This is a genomic window from Actinoplanes sp. NPDC026670 (genome assembly GCF_040638175.1).
GTDB lineage: Bacteria > Actinomycetota > Actinomycetes > Mycobacteriales > Micromonosporaceae > Actinoplanes.
This window is the reverse complement of record NZ_JBEZXU010000030.1, coordinates 78,402-103,878: the sequence shown is the minus strand read 5'-3', so window position 1 is coordinate 103,878 and position 25,477 is coordinate 78,402. Positions and strand designations below refer to the sequence as shown.

17 protein-coding genes are annotated in these 25,477 nt (G+C 70.2%); 8 read left to right on the top strand and 9 right to left on the bottom strand.

The window, feature by feature from the left end; translation table 11 throughout:
* Positions 1–158 precede the first annotated feature (158 nt).
* The 4 genes from AB0E94_RS27705 to AB0E94_RS27690 form a co-directional block, all read right to left on the bottom strand.
* A complete protein-coding gene (locus tag AB0E94_RS27705; protein ID WP_360331551.1) occupies positions 159–1,079 on the bottom strand; it encodes a carbohydrate ABC transporter permease in 921 nt (306 codons plus the stop codon).
* Positions 1,079–2,014: a sugar ABC transporter permease gene (locus AB0E94_RS27700; RefSeq protein WP_360331632.1), complete on the bottom strand. Its 936-nt coding sequence runs from the start codon at positions 2,012–2,014 to the stop codon at positions 1,079–1,081. Before AB0E94_RS27700 ends, AB0E94_RS27705 begins: the two co-directional genes overlap by 1 nt.
* Positions 2,015–2,176: 162 nt before the next feature.
* The gene (locus tag AB0E94_RS27695) at positions 2,177–3,550 is read right to left on the bottom strand and encodes an ABC transporter substrate-binding protein (RefSeq protein WP_360331549.1); all 1,374 of its coding nucleotides are present in this window, start codon (positions 3,548–3,550) and stop codon (positions 2,177–2,179) included.
* A 362-nt stretch (positions 3,551–3,912) separates the two neighbouring features.
* Positions 3,913–5,277: a UDP-glucose/GDP-mannose dehydrogenase family protein gene (locus AB0E94_RS27690; RefSeq protein ID WP_360331546.1), complete on the bottom strand. Its 1,365-nt coding sequence runs from the start codon at positions 5,275–5,277 to the stop codon at positions 3,913–3,915.
* A 301-nt stretch (positions 5,278–5,578) separates the two neighbouring features.
* Between AB0E94_RS27690 and AB0E94_RS27685 the strand changes: the two genes are divergently transcribed.
* The 5 genes from AB0E94_RS27685 to AB0E94_RS27665 all read left to right on the top strand — a co-directional run bounded on the left by AB0E94_RS27685 (position 5,579) and on the right by AB0E94_RS27665 (position 16,908).
* The gene (locus AB0E94_RS27685) at positions 5,579–8,257 is read left to right on the top strand and encodes a cellulose binding domain-containing protein (protein ID WP_360331543.1); all 2,679 of its coding nucleotides are present in this window, start codon (positions 5,579–5,581) and stop codon (positions 8,255–8,257) included.
* A gap of 67 nt (positions 8,258–8,324) precedes the next feature.
* Positions 8,325–11,252 carry a glycoside hydrolase family 48 protein gene (locus AB0E94_RS27680; protein ID WP_360331540.1) on the top strand — a complete coding sequence of 976 codons (2,928 nt, stop codon included), beginning with the start codon at positions 8,325–8,327 and terminating at the stop codon, positions 11,250–11,252.
* A 17-nt stretch (positions 11,253–11,269) separates the two neighbouring features.
* The gene (locus AB0E94_RS27675; protein WP_360331629.1) at positions 11,270–12,361 is read left to right on the top strand and encodes a lytic polysaccharide monooxygenase; all 1,092 of its coding nucleotides are present in this window, start codon (positions 11,270–11,272) and stop codon (positions 12,359–12,361) included.
* Between the two features lie 192 nt (positions 12,362–12,553).
* On the top strand, positions 12,554–13,813 hold the full coding sequence (locus AB0E94_RS27670; protein ID WP_360331537.1) for an SGNH/GDSL hydrolase family protein: 1,260 nt from the start codon (positions 12,554–12,556) through the stop codon (positions 13,811–13,813).
* A gap of 215 nt (positions 13,814–14,028) precedes the next feature.
* Positions 14,029–16,908, top strand: coding sequence for a BTAD domain-containing putative transcriptional regulator (locus tag AB0E94_RS27665; RefSeq protein ID WP_360331534.1), 2,880 nt, complete (start codon positions 14,029–14,031; stop codon positions 16,906–16,908).
* 18 nt (positions 16,909–16,926) lie between these two features.
* Here the strand turns inward: AB0E94_RS27665 and AB0E94_RS27660 are convergent, their stop codons facing one another.
* Positions 16,927–17,559 (bottom strand): L-threonylcarbamoyladenylate synthase, encoded by a 633-nt coding sequence (locus tag AB0E94_RS27660; protein ID WP_360331531.1) that lies wholly within the window; start codon positions 17,557–17,559, stop codon positions 16,927–16,929.
* Between the two features lie 23 nt (positions 17,560–17,582).
* Between AB0E94_RS27660 and AB0E94_RS27655 the strand changes: the two genes are divergently transcribed.
* Entirely contained in the window at positions 17,583–18,035 is a 453-nt protein-coding gene (locus tag AB0E94_RS27655) for an NUDIX domain-containing protein (protein ID WP_360331528.1), read from the top strand.
* A gap of 84 nt (positions 18,036–18,119) precedes the next feature.
* Here AB0E94_RS27655 and AB0E94_RS27650 read toward each other — a convergent pair whose 3' ends face one another.
* Together AB0E94_RS27650 and AB0E94_RS27645 are read right to left on the bottom strand one after the other, a co-directional pair.
* Positions 18,120–18,611, bottom strand: a complete 492-nt coding sequence (locus AB0E94_RS27650; protein ID WP_360331525.1) for a hypothetical protein — start codon at positions 18,609–18,611, stop codon at positions 18,120–18,122.
* A 794-nt stretch (positions 18,612–19,405) separates the two neighbouring features.
* Entirely contained in the window at positions 19,406–19,546 is a 141-nt protein-coding gene (locus AB0E94_RS27645; protein WP_360331522.1) for a hypothetical protein, read from the bottom strand.
* A gap of 101 nt (positions 19,547–19,647) precedes the next feature.
* On the opposite strand from AB0E94_RS27645, the gene AB0E94_RS27640 reads away from it, so the two are divergent.
* Positions 19,648–21,075, top strand: coding sequence for an NAD-dependent succinate-semialdehyde dehydrogenase (locus tag AB0E94_RS27640; RefSeq protein WP_360331519.1), 1,428 nt, complete (start codon positions 19,648–19,650; stop codon positions 21,073–21,075).
* A 333-nt stretch (positions 21,076–21,408) separates the two neighbouring features.
* Positions 21,409–22,545, top strand: coding sequence for a substrate-binding domain-containing protein (locus AB0E94_RS27635; RefSeq protein WP_360331516.1), 1,137 nt, complete (start codon positions 21,409–21,411; stop codon positions 22,543–22,545).
* A 27-nt stretch (positions 22,546–22,572) separates the two neighbouring features.
* Here AB0E94_RS27635 and AB0E94_RS27630 read toward each other — a convergent pair whose 3' ends face one another.
* Positions 22,573–23,298 (bottom strand): alanyl-tRNA editing protein, encoded by a 726-nt coding sequence (locus AB0E94_RS27630; RefSeq protein ID WP_360331513.1) that lies wholly within the window; start codon positions 23,296–23,298, stop codon positions 22,573–22,575.
* 11 nt (positions 23,299–23,309) lie between these two features.
* Positions 23,310–25,430, bottom strand: coding sequence for an RNA polymerase recycling motor ATPase HelR (gene helR / locus AB0E94_RS27625; protein ID WP_360331510.1), 2,121 nt, complete (start codon positions 25,428–25,430; stop codon positions 23,310–23,312).
* Positions 25,431–25,477 lie beyond the last annotated feature (47 nt).

Genomic DNA, 25,477 nt, shown 5'->3' with positions numbered 1-25,477 from the left:
GGCGGTGAGCCGGGCGGCGGGGCTTGTGGGCGGGCGGGGCGGTGGGGCAGGGCCGGGATGGCGGGACGGGGTGGGCGCGGTTGGGGCGGTTGTGGCGCGTACAAGAAGAAAGGCCGCATCCCCCGGTCGGAGGATGCGGCCTTGCGTGATGCGGAGGGTCAGCCCTTGACGCTGCCGGCCAGCAGGCCCCGGACGAAGTAACGCTGGAGCAGCAGGAACACCGTGACCGGCACGATGATCGAGACGAACGCGCCGGCGGACAGCAGGTACCAGGCGGTGCCCCGGGTGCCGCTGAGGTTGGACAGCTGCACGGTCAGCGGGGAGATCGCCGGCGATCCGGCGAACGTCAGCGAGACCAGCAGGTCGTTCCACACCCAGAGGAACTGGAAGATGCCGAACGCCGCCAGCGCCGGGGTGAGCAGCGGCAGCAGGACCCGGAAGAAGATCGACACGTGGCCCGCGCCGTCGATCCGGGCCGCCTCGATCAGGCTGGACGGCACCTCTTTGATGAAGTTGTGCAGCAGGTAGATCGCCAGTGGCAGCGCGAACGTCGAGTGCGACAGCCAGACGGTCCAGAACGTGCCGTCGATGTCCCAGGACACGAAGAGCTGGAGCAGCGGCAGCAGGGTGACCTGCAGCGGGACGATCTGCAACGCGAAGATCGCGATGAACAGGAAGTTCTTGCCGGGGAAGTTCATCCACGCGAACGCGTACGCCGCGAGCGACGCCAGGCACAGCGGGATGAGCACCGACGGGATCGTCATGACCAGCGAGTTCAGGAACGAGTCGGGCAGGTTCGCGCCGGCCTGTTCCGGGTCGAGAACCGCTTTGTAGTTGTCCAGCGTGAACAGCGGGTTGGTGAACGTCGTCCACCAGCCGCTGCGCCGGATGTCCTCGGTCGTCCGGAAGGACGTGATGAGCAGCCCGAACGTCGGGAGCGTCCAGAGCACGGCCAGGACGACCGCGGCCAGTGACGCCCACGGCGAGGTCAGTTTCGCCTTCGCGGTGGCGGCTGCGGACAGCTTCTTGGTCTCGGTCTTCGTGGCCGGCGTGGTGGTGAGCGGTGCTGCGGTGGTCATCACGCCTCCGATCGGCGAAGCTGGCGGATGTTGTAGACGACGATCGGGATGACGAGGACGAACAGCACCACCGCGAGCGCGGCGCCGAGGCCCCGGTTGTCGCTGCGGAAGGTCTGGCTGTAGAACTCGTTCGCGATGACGCTGGTGTCGAACCGGCCACCGGTCATGGTCTGGACGACGTCGAAGACCTTCAGGGTGCCGATCGCGATGGTCGTGACCACCACGATGACCGCCGGACGGATCGCCGGGAGGGTGACGAACCGGAACATGCCCCACGGGCCGACGCCGTCGAGGCGGGCCGCCTCGATGATGTCGTCCGGGATCGCCTTGATGGCCGCCGACAGCACGGTCATCGCGAAGCCGGCCTGGATCCACACCATCACGGCGATCAGCAGGAACGTGTTCAGCGGCGACTCGATGAGCAGCTGGACCGGTTCCCCGCCGAGCCAGACGATGATCTGGTTGACGAAGCCGATCTGCTTCACCGTGCCCTGGTTGGGCCGGTACTCGTACATGAACTTCCAGATCACGCCGGCCGCGACGAACGAGATCGACATGGGCAGGAAGATCAGCGCCTTGGCGAACGACTCCATCCGGGCCTTGTCGACCAGGATGGCGTAGAGCAGGCCCACGCCGGTCGCGACGAACGGGGTGACGAGCACCCAGAACGCCGTGTTGCGCAGCACGGTCAGCTGCTCCGGGTCGCTCAGGATCGTCGCGTAGTTCTCGAACCCGATGAAGTTCTTCAGCGAGGCGTCGAAGAACGACTGGTAGATGGTCCGCAGACCGGGGTAGAGCAGCCCGACGCTGAGCATCAGCACGGTCGGGGCGAGGTAGAGCGCGGCGACCGCGCGGTCACGCTTGCCGGTGAACCGGCCGGCGATGAACAGGATCAGGCCGATGACAGCGGCGAACAGAAGGATCGCCGCGCCCATCTGCAGGATCTTCTGAGATGTAGTGGTGGCGGTGGTGAACACGCGGCCCGTTCCTCCTCAGTGCGTACGGAGGGATGAGAGGTCTTAAGTGAAGAACAGAAGTGATCAGACTGCTAGGGCCGGTCGGGCGAAATCCCGACCGGCCCCGGTGCAGCTATCCGATCACTTGGGCCACGCGGCCTCGATGGCGTCGAGGGTCTTCTTGGTGTCCTGACCGGTGATCCAGTTGGTGCTCTGCTTCCAGAACGCGTTGGAGCCGACCGCGGCGGGCATCATGTCCGAGCCGTCGAAGCGGAACTGGGCGTTCGGGTCCTGGAGGATCTTGGCGGACAGCTGGTCGATCGGGTTCACCAGGTTGGAGATCTGGAGGCCCTTGTTGGCGCTGACCCAGCCGGAGGAGACCTTCGCCTTGGCGTTGGCCCACACGTCGGTCGCGAGGTAGGTCTGGAAGGCCTTGACCTCGGGACGGTCCGCGAACGCGAGAACGAACTCGCCACCACCGAGAACCGGCTTCTTGTCGGCGGTCTCACCCGGCAGGTAGAAGGCGTAGACGTCGCCGTCCTCGGCCACCTTGGTGTTCTTGTCGAAGTTCGCCGCGTAGAAGCTGGCCTGGCGGTGCAGCGAGCAGTTGCCCTCGATGATCTGCAGGCCGGCGTCCTGGAACGTGGTGCTGGCGATGCTCTTGACGTCGCCGAGACCGCCGTTGACGTACTTGTCGTTCTTCAGGTACTCGCCGACCGCGTCAAGCGCCTTGGTCGACTCGGCGCTGTTGAACGGCAGCTCGTGCTTGACCCACTTGTCGTAGGCCTCGACACCGTTGAGCCGGAGGTAGAAGTCCTCCATCCAGTCGGTCAGCGGCCAGCCGGTCGCCTCACCGGAGGAGATGCCCGCGCACCACGGCTTCTTGCCGGTGGCGGCGATCTTGTCGCTCAGGGTCTTGAGCTCGGCGAGCGTGGTGGGGACGGTGTAGCCGTTGTCGGTGAACTCCTTGGGGGAGTACCAGACCAGCGACTTCACGTTGGCGCCCAGCGGGGCGGCGTAGAACTTGCCGTCGACAGTCCCGTACGCCTTCCAGTCGGCGCCGAAGTTCTTGTCGACGAGCGCGGCCGTCTCGGCCGGGGCTTCCTTGGCCTTGCCGGTGGCGACCAGGCGCTGGAGCAGGCCCGGCTGCGGCACGTAGGCGACGTCCGGCGGGTTGCCGGCCTCGGCGCGGATCAGGACCTGGGTCTCGAAGGCCTTGTCGCCCTCGTACTTGATGGTGACGCCGGTGCAGTCCTCGAAGGGCTTGTAGGACTGCTTCTGCGGAGCGTCCTCCGGGGTCACGATGCCCGTGTAGATCGAGACTTCCTTGCCCTTGAGGTCACCGAAGGCGGTGTAGGGCGAGCAGTCGATGGCTCCGAGAGAGGAGGCCGGGACCGTGCCCGTGCCTCCTTCTTCCTTACTGTCCGCGCAGGCGCTCAGGCCGAGAACCAGGCCCGCGCTGAGGGCACCGGCGAGCGCGATCCGCGATCGCGAACTCCCACGTTGAACGAACATACCGCTCCCTATGTCATGTAGCGCCTCCGGCGTCTTGCGACGCCGCCGTCCGAAGCGCTTCTTGACCAACAGTCAAGAGGTAACCAGCAAGTTGCGCAATGATTTCAGCGCGATCGAGTCGGTAACGATATCGCTGCGACCCACCGGCACCTTAACCGGTTAAGGAGATTGGCGGAAGAGCCTACCGTTACCCGACTTCGGGAGTGGGTTTTTACCCGTATTTGTCCGGACTAAACGGCAATCGCGTATGGTGTGAGCCGGTTTTGCTGGGTTCGGGCTAACCCCTCTGTCAAAGCCCGCGAAAAGAAACCGCCGCGGCGGCCAGTGGCCACCGCGGCGGTTGACGTACGTCTACGTGCGTTTTATCCGGATACCGCCACGTAGCGGTAGCCGAGCCGGCGCATCCGGTCGGCGTCCAGCACGTGCCGGCCGTCCAGCAGGATCGGGGTGCGCATCAGGCCGACGAACTTCGACCAGTCCAGCTCCAGGTACTGCGCCCACTCGGTGACCAGCACGACCGCGTCGCAGTCGGCGAACACGTCGTCGATGGTCTCGCTCAGGTACGCCGACAGCTCCGGCTGCTCGATCCGGAACCGGCCGGTGGCCACCGGGTCGTGCAGCTTGACCCGGGCGCCCCGGGCGATCAGCGAGTTCGCGATGTCCAGGGCGGGCGCGTCGCGCAGGTCGTCGGTGTTCGGCTTGAACGCCAGGCCGAGCAGGCCGATCTTGCGGCCCTTGAGGATGCGCAGCTCGTCCTGGAGGCGCTCGACGGCGATGGCCCGCTGCCGGCTGTTGACCTCGCGCGCGGCCTTCACGATCGGCATGTCGAGGTTGTACTCCGAGGCGGTCGCGATCAGCGCCTTGGTGTCCTTGCCGAAGCAGGAGCCGCCCCAGCCCACGCCGGGCTGCAGGAACCGGGAGCCGATCCGCTGGTCCAGGCCCATGCCCCGGGCGACCTCGGTGATGTCGGCGCCCACCTTGGCGGCGAGCTGGCCGATCTCGTTCGCGTAGCTGATCTTCAAGGCCAGGAACGCGTTCGCCGCGTACTTGATCAGCTCGGCCGACGCCAGGTCGGTGGAGACCAGCGGGACCGCGTTGGCGTCCTCCGGCCGGGGCAGGAAGGTCGGCGCGGTGAACGTCTGGTTGATGATCGGCCGGTAGAGGCGGTTGAGCACCTCGAGGCTGCGCGAGTTGTCCGAGCCGATGACGATCCGGTCCGGGTAGAGGGTGTCGGCGATGGCGTTGCCCTCACGGAGGAACTCCGGGTTCGACGCGACGGCGAACTCGACGCCCTCGGGCCGGTCCTCGCGCTGCTCGAACGAGTCGCGCAGGATGGCGTCGACCCAGTTGCCACTGCCGATCGGCACGGTGGACTTGTTGACCACGACGGTGAAGTCGTGGTCCAGGTTCTGGGCGACGGTCTCGGCGGCGCTGCGGAGGTAACGCAGATCGGGGCTGCCGTCCTCGGCCGACGGGGTCTGCACCGCTACGAACACGACGTCCGCGCCGGGGACCGCCTCGGAGTACGAGGTGGTGAAGGTGAGATTCTGCGCCGCCTCGGCGAGCAGGTCCTCCATCCCGGGCTCGTAGATCGGGCACTTGCCGCCGCGCAGCATGTCGACCTTGGCCTGGTCGAGGTCGACACAGGTCACCTCGTGACCGAGGAAGGCCAGGCTGACGCCCGTGGTCAGGCCGACATAGCCGGTACCGATAACGCAAACCTTCATGCAATCTCCTCCACCGCTATGCCGTACCCGCGGTTACGCCACGTATTCGGAAAGTGGCCCAACCGGCCTCTCGCCGGGCCGGCCGGCCGGCGCCTCGGATGGTGCCGACCTGCGTGTTCCGGCCGAATGATACACAGCCCTTCCAGCAGTCAAATGTCACTGAATGTCGCTTTGGTTCCGACGAGGTGAACGGTCGCCCGAACATCTCCGAGAAGTTTCCGGCTCTTGACATGAAGATGACAGCGACCGACGCTTCTGGGAGCGCTCCCACTCATGCCTTTCAATGAAAGGGTCATCCCCCATGCGAAGGTCCCCCGGCTTCGCCATCGTCGCCGCCCTCGTGGCGGCAGCGACGGCGGTCGTCGTAGCCTCCGGTCCACAGGGTGCCGCCGCCGCCCCCGCAGAGCCCTACACCTGGAAAAACGTTCGCATTGACGGTGGCGGGTTCGTGCCCGGCGTCGTCTTCAACCCGGGCGAGAAGGACCTCATCTACGCCCGCACCGACATCGGCGGGGCCTACCGCTGGAGCCAGTCGGCGCAGAGCTGGACCCCGCTTCTGGACTGGGTCGGACAGGACGACTGGGGCCACAACGGCGTTCTCAGCATCGCCGCCGACCCGGTCGACACCACCCGGGTTTACGCCGCCGTCGGCATGTACACGAACTCCTGGGACCCCAACAACGGCGCGATCCTGCGCTCCACGGACAAGGGAAACACCTGGTCACGGACGTATCTGCCGTTCAAGGTCGGCGGCAACATGCCTGGCCGCGGGATGGGTGAACGGCTCGCCGTGGACCCGCGGAACAACCGGAACGTCTATTTCGCCGCCGAGGGCGGAAACGGGCTCTGGCGCAGCACCGACTACGGCGCGACGTGGGGAAAAGTGGCCAACTTCCCGAACGCCGGTAACTACGTCGCCGACCCGACCGATACGAACGGCTATCTGAATCAGAACCAAGGTCTGACATGGGTCACCTTTGACCCAGCGTCACCGGCTGTATACGTCGGAGTAGCCGACAAGGAGAACCCGGTCTACCGGTCGCTGGACTCCGGCGCCACCTGGGAGCGGGTCGCCGGCCAGCCCACCGGATATCTCGCGCACAAGGGTGTCATCCAGGGCAAATACCTCTTCATCGCGACCAGTGACACCGGGGGGCCGTACGACGGCGCGGCCGGTCAGGTCGCCCGCCTGGACACCACCACCGGCGTCTGGACCGACATCTCGCCGACCCCGGTCGCCGACCGCTACTACGGCTACTCGGGCCTGACCGTGGACGCCCAGAAACCGGGCACCCTGATGGTCGCCACCCAGATCTCCTGGTGGCCGGATGCGATCTTCTTCCGCTCCACCGACTACGGGGCCACCTGGACCCGCGCCTGGGACTGGAACGGCTACCCGAGCCGGACCAAGCGCTACACCATGGACATCTCGGCCAACCCGTGGCTGGACTTCAACAGCACCGCCCAGGCGCCCGAGGAGAGCCCGAAGCTCGGCTGGATGAACGAGTCCCTGGCGATCGACCCGTTCGACTCCAACCGGCTGTTCTACGGCACCGGCGCCACCCTCTACGGCACCACGCAGCTGACCAACTGGGACAGCAACACCACGTTCACCATCAAGCCGTTCGCCAAGGGCATCGAGGAGACCGCGGTCCAGGACCTGGCCAGCCCACCGACCGGCGCCCCACTGGTCAGCGCCCTCTACGACGTCGGCGGCTTCCACCACGCCGACCTCGACACGGTGCAGGCCGGCTTCCACGACACCCCGGCCCTGGGCAGCAACACCGGCCTGGACTTCGCCGAGCTCAGCCCGTCGTTCTTCGTCCGGGTCGGCAACGCCGACGCGGCCCCGCACATCGGCATCTCCAACGACGGCGGCAAGAGCTGGTACCAGGGCCAGGAGCCGTCCGGCGTGACCGGCGGCGGCACCGTCGCGGTCGGCGCCGACGCGAACGCCGTGGTCTGGTCGCCGGCCGGCGTCGGCGTGCACTACTCCACCACGCGGGGCAGCACGTGGAGCGCCGCCACCGGCATCCCCGCCGGAGCCAAGGTGGAGAGCGACCGGGTCAACCCCAAGACCTTCTACGGGTACGCCGCCGGCAAGTTCTACACGAGCACGGACGGCGGCGCGACGTTCACCGCGTCGGCCGCCGCGATGCCCGCCGACGGCCGGGTCAACCTGAAGGCGGTGCCGGGCGTGGCCGGCGAGGTGTGGCTGGCCGGCAAGACCGGGCTGCTGCGCTCCACGAACTCCGGCCAGACGTTCACCACCATCGGCGGCGGCGTCTCCGAGGGCGTCAACGTGGCGTTCGGCAAGGCCGCGCCGGGGGCCACCCGTCCCGCGGTCTTCCTGGTCGGCACGGTCGACGGCGTCGACGGTGTCTTCCGGTCCGACAACACCGGCGCCTACTGGGTGCGGATCAACGACGACAAGCACCAGTACGGCAACGCCGGCGACGCCCTGGCCGGCGACCCCCGGATCTACGGCCGGGTCTACCTCGGCACCAACGGCCGGGGCATCCTCTACGCCGACCGGCAGGGCGGCCCGGCCAGCCCGACCCCGTCGGTGTCGGCGTCCTCGTCGGCGAGCCCGAACCCGTCGGTCTCCGTGTCGATCTCGGTCCCGCCGTCGGTCACGGTCTCGCCGAGCACCTCGACCGGCACCTCGACCGGCTGCACCGCCACCTACCGGGTGACCGGCCAGTGGGGCGGCGGCTTCCAGGGCGAGGTCACCGTCAAGAACACCGGGACCACCGCCACCACCGGCTGGAAGGCCGGCTGGTCCTACACCGCCGGGCAGGTCGTCACCCAGAGCTGGGGCGGCACCGCCACCCAGTCCGGGTCGGCCGTGTCCGTCGTGAACGCCGGCTACAACGGCGTGCTGTCGTCCGGGGCTTCCACCACCTTCGGATTCCTCGGCAGCAACACCGGCACCACCAACCCCGTTCCGTCCCCGATCACCTGCTCCACCACCCCGTAGTCCGGGTACCAGGCGGCGCCCGGAGCCTTACCGGGCGCCGCCACCACCCGGCGGAGAGGAAATCCCCGTGACCCCATCCCCCAGAAGCGCCGGAGGACTCCGGCGCAAAGTCGCGCTCGCCGGCGTCGCCGTCCTCGGCGCCGGCGCAGTGCTCGCGGCCGGCGCCCCGGCCTATGCCGCGGCCGGCTGCACCGTCGTGTACAAGGTGCAGAGCCAGTGGCCCGGCGGGTTCACCGGCGACATCCAGATCAAGAACACCGGTGACCCGCTGACCACGTGGAAACTCGAGTTCGACTTCCCGGACGCGGCGCAGAAGGCCGGCCAGGGCTGGAGCGGCGTCTACAGCCAGAGCGGCCAGCACGTCACCGTCAACAACGCGGCCTGGAACGGGTCGCTGGGCACCAACGCGACGGTCGGCACCGGCTTCAACGGCACGTTCGGGACGGCCAACCCGGTCCCCACCGCGTTCACGCTCAACGGCACCGCCTGCAACCAGGCCGCGAACGCGCCGACCGTGGCGATCACCAGCCCGGCCGCCAACACCCGCTACACCGCGCCGGCGTCCATCCCGATCGCGGCGACCGCCACCGCGGCCAGCGGGCAGACCATCAGCAAGGTCGAGTTCTACCACGACGGCCTGCTGCTGGGCACCGACACCGCGGCGCCGTACACGTACTCCTGGGACGGGGTGCCGGCGCAGACCGCCGCGTACCACGTGCAGGCGATCGCGTACGACAACGCCGGCACCAAGAGCAGCACCGCCGACGTGCCGGTCTACGTGGACGCGGCGACCACCCCGGCGATCGTCGCCGACGCCACCTCGCTGGCGATCAACCCGGGCGCCAGCGGCACGTTCAAGCTCGCGCTGAGCAAGGCGCCGACCGCGAACGTCACCGTGGCCGTGGCCCGTTCGGCCGGCTCCACCGCGGTCACCGTGACCCCGGCGACGCTCACCTTCACCACGTCGAACTGGAGCACCGGACAGTCCGTCACGGTCGCGGCCGCCAGCACGGCGACGGCCGGCTCCACCGCGACGATCACCGCCAGCTCGACCGGCTACACGTCGGCCCAGCTGGGCGTCACGGTCACCGAGCCCGGCTCGGTGGACACCCGGTTCACGCAGCTCTACAACGACCTGAAGAACCCGGCCAACGGCTACTTCAGCCCGGAGGGCGTGCCCTACCACTCGATCGAGACGCTGATCGACGAGGCGCCCGACCACGGTCACGAGACCACGAGCGAGGCGTTCTCCTACTGGCTGTGGCTGGAGGCCGCCAACTCGCGGATCACCGGCGACTGGGCGCCGTTCAACAGCGCCTGGACCACGATGGAGAAGTACATCATCCCGTCGCACGCCGACCAGCCGACGAACGCGAACTACAACGCGTCCAAGCCGGCCACGTACGCGGCCGAGTACCCGCTGCCGTCGCAGTACCCGTCGCAGCTCGACACCAGCGTCTCGGTCGGCACCGACCCGCTGGCCGCCGAGCTGAAGAGCGCGTACGGCACCGACGACATCTACGGCATGCACTGGCTGCTGGACGTCGACAACACGTACGGCTTCGGCCACTGCGGTGACGGCACCACCCGGGTCGCGTACATCAACACCTTCCAGCGTGGCACGCAGGAGTCGACCTGGGAGACCGTGCCGCAGCCGTCCTGCGACACGTTCAAGCACGGTGGCCCGAACGGCTACCTGGACCTGTTCACCAAGGACGCGTCCTACGCCAAGCAGTGGAAGTACACCAACGCCCCGGACGCCGACGCCCGTGCCGTGCAGGTCGCCTACTGGGCTCTGCAGTGGGCCACCGAGCAGGGCAAGCAGTCGCAGATCTCGACGACCGTCGCGAACGCCGCCAAGATGGGCGACTACCTGCGGTACTCGTTCTACGACAAGTACTTCAAGCAGCCCGGCTGCGCGTCCACCTCGTGTGCCGCGGGCACCGGCAAGAACGCCTCCAGCAACCTGATGTCGTGGTACTACGCCTGGGGCGGGGCCTACGACACCAGCGCCGGCTGGGCGTGGCGCATCGGCTCCAGCACCAGCCACTTCGGCTACCAGAACCCGATGGCCGCGTACATCATGTCCAACGTCAGCGCCTTCAACCCGAAGTCGCCGACCGCGAAGGCGGACTGGCAGGCCAGCCTGACCCGTCAGCTGGAGTTCTACCAGTGGCTGCAGTCGTCCGAGGGCGCGATCGCCGGCGGCGCGACGAACAGCTGGAACGGCAACTACTCGGCGCGGCCGACCGGCACGCCGACCTTCTACGGCCTGGCCTACGTCGAGGCCCCGGTCTACTCCGACCCGCCGTCCAACCAGTGGTTCGGCATGCAGACCTGGTCGCTGGAGCGGCTGGCCGAGTACTACTACACGACCGGTGACGCCAAGGCCAAGACGATCCTCGACAAGTGGGTCACTTGGGCGCTGGCCAACTCCACCATCACCGCCACCAGCTACGAGATCCCGTCCGAGCTGACCTGGTCCGGCGCGCCGGCCACGTGGAACCCGTCGAGCCCGGCGGCCAACACCGGCCTGCACGTCACGGTCAAGTCCAAGAGCAACGACCTGGGTGTCGCCGGCTCGTTCGCGAAGCTGCTGACCTTCTACGCCGCCAAGTCCGGCAACGCGGCGGCGAAGACGGCGGCGAAGAACCTGCTCGACGCGATCTGGACGCACAAGGACGGCAAGGGTGTCTCGGTGACCGAGACCCGGGCCGACTACAACCGGTTCGACGACGTCTACAACGCGTCCACCGGTCAGGGCATCTACATCCCCCAGGGCTGGACCGGGAAGATGCCGAACGGCGACGTGATCCAGCCGGGTGTCTCGTTCCTGGACATCCGCAGCTTCTACCGCAACGACCCGGACTTCCCCAAGGTCCAGGCCTACCTGAACGGCGGCGCCGCGCCGACGTTCAACTACCACCGGTTCTGGGCGCAGGTCGACGTGGCCACCGGCTACGCCGAATACGCCCGCCTCTTCCCCCAGGGGTGACGATGAAACGCCTACGTATGGTCGCGGTGGCCCTGTTCGCCGCCGCGGCCGGGATCCTGGCCCTGCCCAGTTCCCCGGCTCAGGCCCACGGCGCCATCCAGGTGCCCGGCAGCCGCACCTGGTTCTGCTACCAGGACGGCCGTAATCCGTCCACCGGCGCGATCGAGCCGAAGAACGCGGCGTGTGCCGCGGCGGTCGCGACCAGCGGCGTCAACGCGCTCTACAACTGGTTCGCGGTGCTCCGTTCGGACGGGGCCGGGCGGGTCAACGGCTTCCTCCCGGACGGCCAGCTGTGCAGTGGTGGCACCGGTGGGCCGTACAACTTCACCGGTTTCAACCTGGCCCGGACCGACTGGCCGACCACGCACCTGACAGCCGGGGCGAACATCCAGTTCAAGTACAACGACTGGGCCAAGCACCCCGGCACGTTCTACCTGTACATCACCAAGGACGGCTACGACCCGACCAAGCCGCTCGCCTGGAGCGACCTCGAGCCGACGCCGTTCGACCAGGTGACCAACCCGCCGGCGAACGGCGGGCCGGGCACCGATGACGGGCACTACTACTGGAACGGCAACCTGCCGGCCGGTAAGACCGGCAAGCACCTGATCTACTCGGTGTGGTCGCGCTCGGACAGCACGGAGACCTTCTACGGCTGCTCCGACGTCGTCTTCGACGGCGGCAACGGCGAGGTCACCGGGATCGGCGGCAGCACCAGCCCGTCGCCGAGCACGCCCGGCAGCCCGTCGCCGAGCGTTCCGGGCAGCCCGTCGCCGAGCAACCCGCAGCCGAGCACGTCGACCAACCCGGGCGGCTGCACCGCGATGTACAACATCGTGTCGGCGTGGTCCGGCGGCTTCCAGGGCGAGGTCATGGTGCACGCCGGCACGTCCGCGGTGAACAACTGGAAGATCACCTGGACCTGGCCCGGCGGGCAGCAGCTCGCGCAGCTCTGGAGCGGCAAGGCCACGAGCAGCGGGTCGCTGGTCACGGTGACACCGGAGAGCTGGAACTCGAGCGTGCCGGCCAACGGCCACGTCACGTTCGGATTCCTGGCGTCGGGCACCTCGGCGCCGACGGTGCAGAACCTGGCGTGCACCACGGCGTGACGCAGTCCGGAAATTGACGCCCAGGTGACGGTTCCCCCGGCAGTGTGACTGATGTCGCGCTGTCGGGGGCGCTGTACACCGGAGGGTGGCTTGACGGCGAACCACGCGGATACCTACTTTAACCGCATATCCACGAAAAGCTCTCTTATCGGCCTGTCCGATACCGTCCGCCGGCCGGCGTTCCACCGGGCCGTGACCCGCCGTGGCCTGCTGCTGGCCGGCGCCGGGGCGACCGTGGTGATGGGCACCCCCGGCCGCGCCGGCGAGGGCGATCCGATCTACCACCGCCCGGCCCGCGTCGGGACCTGGGCCGCCGCGCTCACCGCGGTCCCGGCCCGAAAGGTTCTCACGCTCACCGGCCGGACGGTGCGGCAGGTGGTGCACACCAGCGTCGGCGGTGATCTTCCGCGGGTCACCCTGTCCAACGAGTTCGGCGCCGAGCCGGTGCGGATCGGCCGGGCCACGATCGGCGTGCGCGCCGGCAGCGGCGCCTCCTGCGACACGGTCCCCGGCAGCCTCCGCCCGCTCACCTTCGGCGGCGCCGAGGAGGCCGTCCTGAGCCCCGGCAGCGTGCTGGTCAGCGACATGGCCGACCTGATCGTCGAGCCCGGCGCCGACCTGGTGATCAGCCTCTACCTGCCGGACAAGGTCCGGGCCGGCACGGTCAGCCCGCGCGCCAAGCAGTCCAACCTGATCACCGACGGCGACGCCACCGCCGCCGACAGCCCGCGCGGCGGCCGGCGCACCACCCGCTACCTGTGGCTCACCGGGGTCAGCGTCCGCGCGGTCGGCGACGCCACCGCGATCGTCGCGCTCGGCGACTCGATCACCTGCGGCACCCAGACCACCGACAGCGCCAACCACCGCTGGCCCGACCTGCTGGCCGGTCGGCTCCGCGTCGATCGCCGGCCGCGCGGCCTGCTCAACGCCGGCCTCAGCGGCAACCGGCTGCTCTTCGGATACGAGGACCGCACCGGCCAGGCCCACGTCAAGGCGTCGATCGGCCCGGCCGCGCTGCGCCGCTTCAACCGCGACGTGCTCGGCCAGCCCGGCGTCCGGCACCTGGTCACCCTGATCGGCGTCAACGATCTCGGCAACAACACCGGCCTCACCGCCGGCCGGCTGATCGCCGGGCACCGGGAGCTCATCGACAAGGCGAGGATCAACGGCCTGCGGGTGTACGGGGGAACGCTGCTCCCGTTCGGTGGCGCGGTACGCCGCTACGACAACCCGGCCAACGAGACCACGCGGCAGGAGCTCAACCACTGGATCCGGACCGCCGGCGCCTACGACGCGGTGATCGACTTCGACGCCGCGGTGCGTGAGCCGCGAGCCCCGCACCGGATGCGGTCCCGCTACGACTGCGGCGACGGCCTGCACCCGAACGACCTGGGCACCGCGGCGCTGGCGGCAGCCGTCCCGCTGGACCTCTTCGACGTCGTCCAGACCTGATCGTGACCGGAAACGGACAGCCGGGGGAGCCCTCAGGCCACCCCCGGCAGATGTCCATGATGGACGTGCTGGGGCGCCCACGACCCCCCGTGGCCCGTGGACGCCGGACCATGGTGCCGATCTCGGTTTGCAAAACGCTTGCACGTCGGCAATTGTTCTAGGCTCGTGGCGGGGATCACCGCCCGTGACGGGGAACCACCGGGAGAACAACCGAGATGCGCTGGCGGCTGCTGGGACCGGTCGGGCTGTCACACGACGGGCACGAGGTCGATCTCGGACCCGGCAAACAGCGCTGCCTGCTCGCCGCCCTGCTGCTCACCCCGCGCCAGGCGGTGCCGGCGAGCACCCTGATCGACCGGATCTGGGGTGACGCGCCACCGCGCTCGGCCACCCCGCTCGCGCCCTACGCGACCCGGCTCCGGCGCGCGCTCGACCCGGTCCTCGGGCCCGGCAGTCTCCGGTTCGCGTCCGGCGGCTACCTGATCGACTGCGATCCCGGCCTGGTCGACCTGCACCGGGCCCGCCGCCAGGTCTTCGAGGCCCGCGCCGCCGAGGAGACGGGCGACGACGAGCACGCCGGGCGGCTGCTGCTCGACGCCCTCGACGGCTGGGGCGACGAGGCGCTCGCCGGAGTGCCCGGGGACTGGGCGGCCCGGGTCCGCGACGCCCTCGGCCGGGAGCGGCTCGACGTGCTCACCCGCCTCGGCCGCAGCGCCCTGCGCCTGGGCCGGGCCGAGGAGACCGCGGAACGGCTGGCCCCGTTCGCCACCGAGCACCCCACCGTCGAGGGTCTGATCGCAGTGCAGATGAGCGCCCTGGTCGCGGCCGGGCGGCCGGCACAGGCACTGGAGACGTTCGCCCGTACCAGAGATGCCATCGCCGACCGCTTGGGCAGCGAACCCGGACCCGAACTGACCGCCCTGCACACCCGGATCCTGCGCGGCGATCCGCCGCCGCCGGTGGCGGCCCCGCGCCGCGCCGAACTGTCGCAGCTGCCCGCCGACGCCATCGCCTTCACCGGCCGCCGCGCCGAACTCGGCGAACTCGACCGGGCCGTGGCCGCCGGCCTGCGCGTCGCCGTCGTCACCGGCCCGCCCGGCGTCGGCAAGACCGCGCTCGCCGTGCACTGGGGCCACCGGGCCCGGCACCGGTTCCCGGACGGGCAGCTCTACCTCAACCTGCGCGGCTTCGACCGCAGCGACGAGGTGATGAGCGCCGACGAGGCGGCCCGCAATCTGCTCACCGCCCTCGACCCGGGCCGGCCGGTGCCGCACGGCCTGGACGCCCGCACCGGCCTGCTGCGCGGCCTGCTCGCCGGGCGCCGGCTGCTGCTGGTGCTCGACAACGTGCGCGACGCCGCCCACGTCCGGCCGCTGCTGCCCGGCGCCGGCGAGACGGTCGCCGTGGTCACCAGCCGGGACCGGCTCACCGGCCTGATCGCCTCGCACGGCGCGGCGCCGGTGCCGCTGGACGCCCTCGACCCCGGCGCCGCCGGTGAGCTGCTGGCCGGGCGGCTCGGCGCGGCCCGCCTCGCCGCCGAGCCGTGCACCGTCGCCGCCCTGGTCACCGCCACCGCCGGGCTGCCGCTCGCCCTGGTCACGGTCGCCGCGCGGGCCGCCATCAGGTCCGGGGCGGCGCTCGGCGATCTGGCCGCCGAACTCGCCGGCTCCCGCCTCGACGGCCTCGGCGACGACGACGAGACCGACCCGCGGACCGTGTTCTCCTGGTCCTACCGGTCACTGAGCCCGGCCGCGGCCCGGCTGTTCCGGCTGCTCGGCGCCAACCCCGGCCCGGACCTCTCCGCCGCCGCGGCGGCCTCCCTCGCGGCCACCGATTCCGCCGCCGCGACCTCCCTCGCCGCCACCGATTCCGCCGTCGCTACCGCCACTGACGTCGCTCCCACCGCGGCCACCGATTCCGCGCCCGTCACCGGTTCTGCCGCTGCCGTCGCTTCCTCCGCGACCTTTGCTGCCGTCACCGGTTCTGCCGCCGGGGAGCACGTCGGGGACGCCCTCGCCGAACTCGTGCGGGCCAGCCTGATCAGCGAGCACCGGCCGGGACGTTTCGTGATGCACGATCTGCTCCGCGCGTACGCCGCCGATCTGCTCTCCGAAACCGAACGCGGCCCGGCCCTGCGCCGCCTGCTGGACCACCTGCTGCACACCGCCCGGACCGCCGCGCTCAACCTGGACCCGAAACGGCGGCCGCTGGCCCTTCCGCCGCCGGCGGCGGGCGTCCGGCCCGAGCCGCTCGACGGCGAGGCCGAGGCGCTGCGCTGGTTCACCGCCGAGCACGCCGTGCTGATGGCGGCGCTGCGGCAGGCCGCCGACCTGGACGACTTCGGCTGGCAGCTGCCGTGGGCGCTCGACGACTTCCTGGACCGGCAGGGCCACTGGGACGACTGGGCCGCCGCCGAGCGGATCGCCGTGGCCGCCGCCGCCCGGTGCGGCGAGGCCCGCGCCGAAGCCCGCGCCCACCAGTCGCTGGCCCGCGGTTACGTGCAGGTCGGCCGGTACGACGAGGCCGAACCCCACTACGCCGAGGCGGTCCGGCTCTACGAGCGGCTGGACGACCCGGGCGGCCGGGCCAACATCCTGTTCGGGATCGCCTGGATGCGTGACCAGCAGGGCCGCAACGCCGACTGCCAGGAACTGGTCCGGCAGGCCCGGCCGCTCTACCGGGCCGCCGGCGACGTGGTCGGCGAGGCGCGTGCCCTGAGTGCGCTCGGCTGGTCCCTGGGCCGCGACGGCCACCACGATCTCACCCTGCGTTACTGCCGGGAGGCCCTCGCGCTGCACGACGAACTCGGCGACCGGCACGGGCAGGCCGCCACCTGGGACAGCATCGGCTGGGCGCACCACCACCTCGGCGACCACGACCTGGCCGTGAGTGCGTACCAGCGGTCGCTCGACCTCTACCGGTCGGCCGGGGACCTCGCCAACGAGGCAGACATCCGGGACCACCTCGGCGACACCTACGCGGCCGCCGGTGACCCCGCGGCCGCCGCCGGACAGTGGCGGCAGGCGCTCACGCTGCTGGAGAAACTCGACCACCCGGGCACCGCCGGGCTGCGCGTCAAATTGCGGCTGAACTGAACCGGCCTCTGCCCAGCGTCAGATCGCGCCGGAACTGAACCGGCCCGGATCGCCGGCGCCGACGCGCAGGATCTCCGGCTCGCCCTCGGACAGGTCGATCACCGTGGTCGGTTCGGTGCCGCAGTCGCCGGAGTCGATCACCGCGTCGATCGAGTGGTCGAGCGTCTCCTTGATCTCCCAGCCCTGCGTCATCGCCTCGGTCTCACCCGGCAGCAGCAGTGTCGACGAGACCAGCGGCTCGCCGAGCTCGGCCAGGATCGCCTGTGCGGTGGTGTGCGCGGTGATCCGTACCCCCACCGTCTTCTTCTTGGGGTGAAGGAGCCGCCGCGGCACCTCCTTGGTCGCCGGGAGGATGAAGGTGTACGGCCCCGGCGTCGAGGCCTTCACCGCCCGGAACAACGCGTTGTTGATCGTCACGAACTGGCCCAGCTGGGCGAAATCGTGACACATCAGCGTGAAATGGTGCCGATCGTCGAGGTGACGGATCGCCCGGATCCGGTCCAGCGCGTCCTTGCTGCCCATCCGGCATCCGAGCGCGAAACACGAGTCGGTCGGGTAGGCGACCAGCCCGTCGGAGCGGATCAGCTCGACGATCTGATGGATGCTGCGCGCCTGCGGATTGTCCGGGTGCACGTCGAAGTACTTGGCCACTCCCGACAGCTTAGGCTTCGGCGATGGGGAGTGTTCACCGCCCGGCGGTACGGGTGATCTGTTTCGACGCCGACGGCCGGGTGCTGCTGATGAACTGGGCCGATCCGGTGTCCGGCGGGCGCCTCTGGGAGCCGCCCGGCGGCGGCATCGACCCCGGCGAGACCCCGCTCGAAGCGGCCCGGCGCGAGCTCGCCGAGGAGACCGGCCTCGACCCCGCCGCGATCGGGGCGCGCTTCCTGGAGGTGCAGCGCGACACGGTCTGGAAGGGGACCCACTTCGTGGGCCCGGAGCAGTTCTTCACCGCGTCGTTCGCCGGCTCACGGCCGCTTGTGGTCCGGGAGGGCCTTCTGCCGTACGAGCAGAGCGAACTTCTCACCCACGCCTGGGTCCTTCCGGCCGACCTGTCCGCACTCCCGGACCCGCTGGAGCCACCGTCCCTGCCGGCGCTGCTGCCGGAGTTCCGCGCCTGGTCCTGACTCGCGGGTTGCTCAGCCCTCTCGTTCGAGTCCTGACCTGCGGGGTGCTCAGCCCTCTCGCCCCAGTCCTGACGTGCGGGGTGCTCAGCCCTCTTGTCCGAGCAGGCGGGTTGCGAACGCCGGATCCCGCAGCGCCTGCTCGACCACCAGGTCGATCAGCTCGCGCTCGTCGAGGGCTTCGGCCGCCAGCCGGAGCTCCGTTCGCTCCGGGGCGTCACCGTCTTCGGCCTCGTCTTCGTCGCCACCTTCGTAGCCGTCCTCGTCGCCGTGCGGGACGCCGGCCGCGGCGAACTTGACGCCATCCTCGAAGGCGGCCAGGGCCACCGCGACAGCATGGGCGCAGAGGCCGTCGTCCCCTGGTTCCGCCGGGCAGTCGCAGTCGCCGGTGAACGCCCGGTCGACCACGCCCACCCACGGCTCGAACCGGTCCCCGCCATCGGTCACCACGGCGCGGGCGCCTCCGCCGACCTGTTCCAGCTCAGTGACGTCACCTTCGCTGAGCAGCCGCTCGGCCGCGTCGGCGACCTCCGCCGGAAGCGAGCCACGAAACGCCGGAACATCGATGATCACAGCCACGGGCGACACCCTACTCACCGTCCCGCCCCCGGCCGCAGCCCGTTCCCACCCGCCGCGGCGTCCGCTCACCGTTCCCATCCACGATCTTGCTGACTTCGGGCACACCTGTCTCGCCCTCGAGTTTCGCCATTTTGGCGCAGCGACATCGCGGGTCAGGGGCGACGCTGAAGTGAATCTTGCATTCGTCCTGTTCAGCGCCATCCTCAGCGACCTTCGCAAGATCATCGTGAGGTCTGATGACCTTGGGCGGCCGTCGGGAGGGGGTGCCGGGCGCGGGCCGCCGAGGGCGGGCTCGCCGGTCGCAGCGATGGTCGGCGCACACGTTTGCCTGGGCGCAGCGGTGGTCAGCGCACACGTTCGCCGATCGTGTGCGCCTGCTTCGCTCTGACGGGGACGGGCGCACACGTTGTGCCATCCGTGTGCGCCTGTCATCGCTCCGGCGAGGATGGAATCGCACGTTGCCGCATTGTGTGCGCTGGTCGTCGCACGCCGGCGACCACGCCGGGCCGAGCGCCGGCGACCGCGTCTGGCGGAAAATCCGGCGACCGCGTCGGGCCAAGCGATGGCCACCGTGACTGGCGGAAGGTCTGCGACCGGGGCTTGCTGAACACCGGCGACCGGGCCTGGCCGAGGGTCGGCGACCCCGGTGCGCTGTCGCGGTGGGCGGCGGCGTCCACAAGGCCGGCGCGACCGACGCAAGCGATCCCCAAATGGCGAAACTCGAGGGGCACACCTGTCCCGCCGAACTCCACAAGATCGACGTGGGGTGTGCTGCGGAGGCGGCGGGTGCGGGGTCAGCGGCGGAAGCGGGCGAGCAGGTTGCGCAGCCGCTGCTGGTTCTCCGGTTTGGCGAGCTGCCGGCGGCCCTGGTCGGCGAGCTGCCGGCCGCGCGGGCTGTTGAGGAAGGCCTGGATGCGCTGCGTGATGGTAGCCATGCCTCCAGTGTGCCCAGCCGGGCCGCGGCGGAATCATGGCGGCGTGTGCCGTTCCGGGGAATGCTGGGGTGTGGCAGAGCCGCGAACGTGAGGGAGCCGTTGTGGAGACCGACCTTTTCATCGCCGGGAAGTGGGTGCCCGCGTCGGCGGGCGGCCGGTTCGACGTGCTCGACCCGGCGACCGGCGACACGATCGCCTCGGTCGCCGACGGCGGCGAGATCGATGCGATCGCCGCGGTGGAGGCGGCGGCCGCGGCGGGTCCGGGGTGGGCGTCGACCCCTCCGCGGGTACGGTCGGAGGTGCTCCGCAAAGCGTTCGAGCTGATGACCGGACGCGCCTCGGAGCTGGCGAGACTGATCAGCCTGGAGAACGGCAAGGCCCTGACCGATGCGAAGGGCGAGGTGACGTACGCCGCCGAGTTCTTCCGCTGGTTCGCCGAGGAGGCGGTCCGTGGTGAGGGCGCGATCGCGACCGCCCCGTCCGGCGCGAACCGGATCCTGGTCGTCCGCCAGCCGGTCGGCGTGTGCGTGCTGGTGACGCCGTGGAACTTCCCGGCCGCGATGGCCACCCGCAAGATCGGTCCCGCGCTGGCGGCCGGTTGCACGGTGATCCTGAAACCGGCCAGCGACACCCCGCTCACGGCCCTGGCGATGGCGGCGATCCTGGCCGAGGCCGGGGTTCCCGAGGGCGTGGTTAACGTGGTGCCGTCGCGCAGCTCGGGCAAGGTGGTGTCGGCGATGCTGCGCGACGCCCGGGTGCGCAAGCTGTCGTTCACCGGTTCGACCGAGGTGGGCCGGATCCTGCTGGCCCAGGCCGCCGAGAACGTCGTGAACACGTCGATGGAGCTGGGCGGCAACGCCCCGTTCGTGGTGTTCGCCGACGCCGACCTGGATGCCGCGGTGGACGGCGCGATGATCGCGAAGATGCGCAACGGCGGCGAGGCGTGCACCGCGGCGAACCGGTTCTTCGTCGAGGCGCCGGTGGCGGCGGAGTTCGCCGGCCGGCTGGCGCAGCGCATGTCGGCGCTGGTGGTGGGCCCGGGCACGGACGAGAAGACGCAGGTCGGCCCGCTCGTCAACGAGGACACCGTGGCGAAGGTCGACGACCTGGTCAAGGGCGCCCTGGACGGCGGCGCGGAGGCGGTGACGGGTGGCCGCCGGCCGGACGGTCCGGGCTTCTACTACCCGCCGACGGTGCTGACCGGGGTGGCCGCGGACGCTCCGATCCTGCGTCAGGAGATCTTCGGCCCGGTCGCGCCGATCGTCACGTTCACCGGCGAGGCGGAGGCGGTCCGGCTGGCCAACGACACCGAGTACGGCCTGGTCGCGTACGTCTACACCGGTGATCTGGCCCGCGGCATGCGGGTCAGCGAGGCGATCGAGGCCGGCATGGTCGGCATCAACCGTGGCCTGGTCAGTGACCCGGCGGCCCCGTTCGGCGGGGTGAAGCAGAGCGGCATCGGCCGGGAGGGCGGCCACGACGGCCTGCTGGAGTACCTGGAGTCGAAGTACATCGCCGTCAACTGGTGACGTGGCGCCGGGCCGACCGGGCGGTTTCCGTGGGACTCCCGCGGCCGTCCGGCGGCGTCGGTCGGCCAAGTCGGTCCTGATGGCCGATTCCGATCATCTTTTCCGCGGCCGAACGGTCGTCCTGCGGGGACGGACGGCCGGAAACCGGTGCCCGAAACGGAAATGAAACCAACCGATCACGGACGGTGATTGTTGGCAGTCACCGCAGGGAAATGAATAATCTTGTTCTCCGGCCCCCCACCCGATGATGATCACGTTGTGCGTTGACCGATACTTGGCGGACCGTTCAGCGCCTACCGCAGCTCGGGTCACCCTGAGAGGACATCTATCGCCATGCGCAAGTCTTTGCTCGCCCTGGTCGCCGCCGGCCTGCTGACGACGGCCACGCTCACGGCCTGTGATGACGGGGGCGACACCGCGGAGACCGGTAGCGAAAGTGCGACGACGTCGAACGGTGGCAGTGAGATCACCGGCGACGCCGGTATCGGGGTGATCCTGCCCGACACCAAGAGCTCTGCCCGCTGGAGCACGTCCGACCCGGCGTACCTCCAGGCGGCCTTCAAGAAGGCGAACATCTCGGCGCAGATCGTCAACGCCGAGGGCGACAAGGAGAGGTTCAAGCAGCTCGCCGACAACCTTCTGGACAACGGCGCCAAGGTTCTGATCATCGCGAACCTGGACGCGGCCAGCGGCAAGGCGGTCATCGACAACGCGAAGTCGCGCAACGTCCCGGTGATCGACTACGACCGGCTGACGCTGAACGGCAACGCCGACTACTACGTCAGCTTCGACAACGAGAAGGTCGGCGAGCTCCAGGCCAAGGCGCTCCAGAAGTGCCTGGCGGACAGCCCGACGGCGGCCGGCACCCCGGTGATCGCCGAGCTCAACGGCTCGCCCACGGACAACAACGCGCACCTGTTCAAGGACGGCTACGACGGCGTGCTGAACCTGCTGTACGACAACGGCACCTTCTCCAAGGGCCCGGACCAGTTCGTTCCCGAGTGGGACAACGACGAGGGCCGTGAGATGTTCGCCCTGATGCTCAAGCAGTACCCGAACATCGGTGGGGTGCTCGCCGCCAACGACGGTCTCGGCAACGCGGCCATCGAGGTGCTCAAGGAGAAGGGCATGAACGGCCGGGTCCCGGTGACCGGCCAGGACGCCACGGTCGAGGGCCTGCAGAACGTCCTCGCCGGTGACCAGTGCGTGACCATCTTCAAGGACACGAAGCTGGAGGCCGACGCGGCTGCCGACCTGGCCGTCAACCTGTACAAGAACGTGAAGGTGCCGGTCGCGGCCAAGCTGAAGGACCCGGAGTCCGGCCTCTACATCCCGTTCGTGAAGCTGGAGCCGCAGGCCATCACCAAGTCCAACGTGAAGGCGGTCGTCGACAACGGGTTCGTCGACGCCAACACCCTGTGCACCGCGAAGTTCAAGGCGGCCTGCAAGGACGCCAAGATCATCAAGTGACGACGGCTCGTGGCCGGCAGGCCGCCCTCAGTCCGCGATCCTGATCCGGACCCGGCGGTTCTGCCGGCCCTTGCTTTCCACCTTGACCACCTCGACCCGGCCGACCTGCGCGGTCGACGCCACGTGGGTGCCGCCGTCGGCCTGCACGTCCAGCCCCACGATGTCGATCACCCGGATCTCCGGATGATCGAGCGGCGGCAGCGCGTCCTGCGTACGGACCAGCGTCGGGATCTCCAGCGCCTCGGCCCGCGGCAGCACCCGCGCCACGATCTTGCGGTCGGCGCTGATCTCCGTGTTCACCGCGTCCTCCAGCGCCTGTTTGAACCCCGGCGGCACTTCGGGCAGGTTGAAGTCCATCCGGGCTTCGCCCGGCTGCATGTTTCCGCCGGTCACCAGCGCGCCGAAGTCACGGAACACGGTGCCACAGAGGATGTGCAGACCCGAGTGGGTACGCATGAGGCTGCTCCGCCGCTCGTCGTCGATCGCGCCCCGCACCGTGGTCCCGGCCACCGGCACCGGATCACCGGGCGCCGGGATCAGGTACTGCTCGTCGCCTTTGCGCGTGTCGACGATGCGGGTGCGCACACCCTCCCAGAGCAGCACCCCGTGGTCCGGCGGCTGCCCGCCCCCGCCCGGGTAGAAGGCGGACCGGTCGAGCACGATGCCCGCCTCCGGATCGGCCGGGTCGGACCACACCACGGCGCAGTCCCATTCGCGTACGGTCGGATCGCTCCAGTCCAGGCGTTCGGTCACGAAACCGAACTCTAATCGGTCAGAACCACCAACCGGCGCGTTGCGCGTGTCATCGCCACATACCTGTCGACCGCCCCCTCCACACCGTCCCCGAACGAGTCCGGGTCGATCAGCACGACCAGGTCGAACTCCAGCCCCTTGGCCAGCTCCGGAGTCAGTGACCGGATCCGCTCCCGCGCCCGGACCGGCCGGTGCCCGATCACGCACGCGATCCCCTCGGCGTTCCCGGCCAGCCACGACTCCAGGATCGGGTCCAGCTCGGCGACCCGGCCGTGGTGCACCGGGATGCCACTGGACCGGATCGACGTGGGCACGTTGGCGTCCGGCAGCACCGCCCGGATCACCGGCTCCGCCTCGGCCATCACCTCGGCCGGGGTGCGGTAGTTGACGGTCAGCGACGCGAGGGTGATCCGGTCCAGCCCGGCCCGTTCCAGCCGTTCGGTCCACGTCCCGCTGAACCCGTGCCGGGCCTGCGCCCGGTCACCGACCACGGTGAGACTGCGGGACGGGCAGCGGGCCAGCAGCATCCGCCACTCCGCGTCGGTCAGCTCCTGCGCCTCGTCCACCACGATGTGCGCGAACGGCCCGGCCAGCGGATCCACGTCGCCGTCCGGCAGCGCGCGGCCCTCGTCCAGCACCTCCCGCAGATCCTGCTGCCGCAGCATGGTCATCAGGCCCTCGCCGTCGTCGTACTCGTTCGACGCGATCAGGTCCTCCACCACCCGGTCCATCCCGGCGCGCCCGGCGGCGACGGCTGCGGCCCGCCGGCGTTCCGCCCCGGCCGCCCGCGGGTCACCGAGCAGACGGCGCGCCGCGTCCAGCAGCGGCAGATCCTCCACCGTCCACGCCCGCGGGTACGGCCGCTGGAGCGCACGGATCTCCTCCCGGCTCAGCCAGGGCGCACACCGGCGCAGGTAGGCCGGCACCGACCACAGGTCAGCCACCAGGTCGGCCGCCTGGAGCACCGGCCACGCCCGGCCGAAGGCGGCCCGCAGATCCGGGTCCCGGGCCAGCTCCGCCTCGCTCACCTCGGACCTGTCACCCAGGATGGCCAGCAGCTCGGCCCACACCTGGTCACGTGCCTCGTGGTGCGGGGTGCCCGGATCCGGCACGGCGAACGCCTCCGCCCAGTCGGCCGCGGTCACCGTGACGTCCTCGACGGTCAGCACCGTGTCCGGCGGCTCCTGGTAGAACCGCACCGCCGCCTCCATCGCCCCGACCAGCTGCGCCGACGACTTCAGCCGGGCCACCTCCGGATCGGTCTCCGCCGCCGCGCCCGCGCCCTCCGGAACCAGGTCACGCAGCGTGCACGTCTGGACGTCCTCCTCGCCCAGGTTGGGCAGCACGTCCGACACGTACGCCAGATAGGGCTCGTGCGGGCCGACGAACAGCACCCCGCCCCGGCCGCGGGCCAGCCCCGGGTCGGCATAGCGCAGGTACGCCGTACGGTGCAGGGCCACCACCGTCTTGCCGGTGCCCGGCCCGCCGTCGACCACCAGCACCCCGGCCGACCCGGCCCGGATGATCGCGTCCTGGTCGGCCTGGATGGTGCCGAGCACGTCCCGCATCCGCGGCGACCGGCTGCCGCCCAGGCTCGCGATGAACGCCGACTGGTCGTCGAGCGCCGCCGCATGCCCCGCGAAGTCCCCGGCGGAGAACACCTCGTCCCAGTAGTCGCTCACCCGGCCGTCCGCCCACCGGTACCGGCGGCGGGACTCCAGGCCCATCGGGTTGGCGTGGGTGGCCCCGAAGAACGGCTCGGCCGCCGGGGACCGCCAGTCGACCAGCAGCCGGTTGCCCTCGCCGTCGGTCAGTCCGAACCGGCCCACGTAGACGGTGTCGCCGTTCGCGTACACCATCCGGCCCAGGCACAGGTCCAGGCTGAACCGCCGCAACGCCCGCAGCCGGGAGCTCAGCCGATGGACCGCGTCGTCCCGGTCGACCGCCTGCCGTCCCTTGCCGGCCGGCGCCCGCCGCTCGGCCTCCAGCTGTTCGGTCACCTCGGCGATCGACCGGGCCAGGCTCGCCGCCATGCCGGTGAAGTGGTCCTCGTCCGCGGCGATCAGCGCCGGCACGGCCTTGGCGGCGAGCCGCTCGGGCAGGGCGAAGGCGCTGGTGGTGGAGAGAGTCACGGTGTCCCCGTTCCCGCAGAGTTTGTGCTTGAGCAGCGATTCTGCGC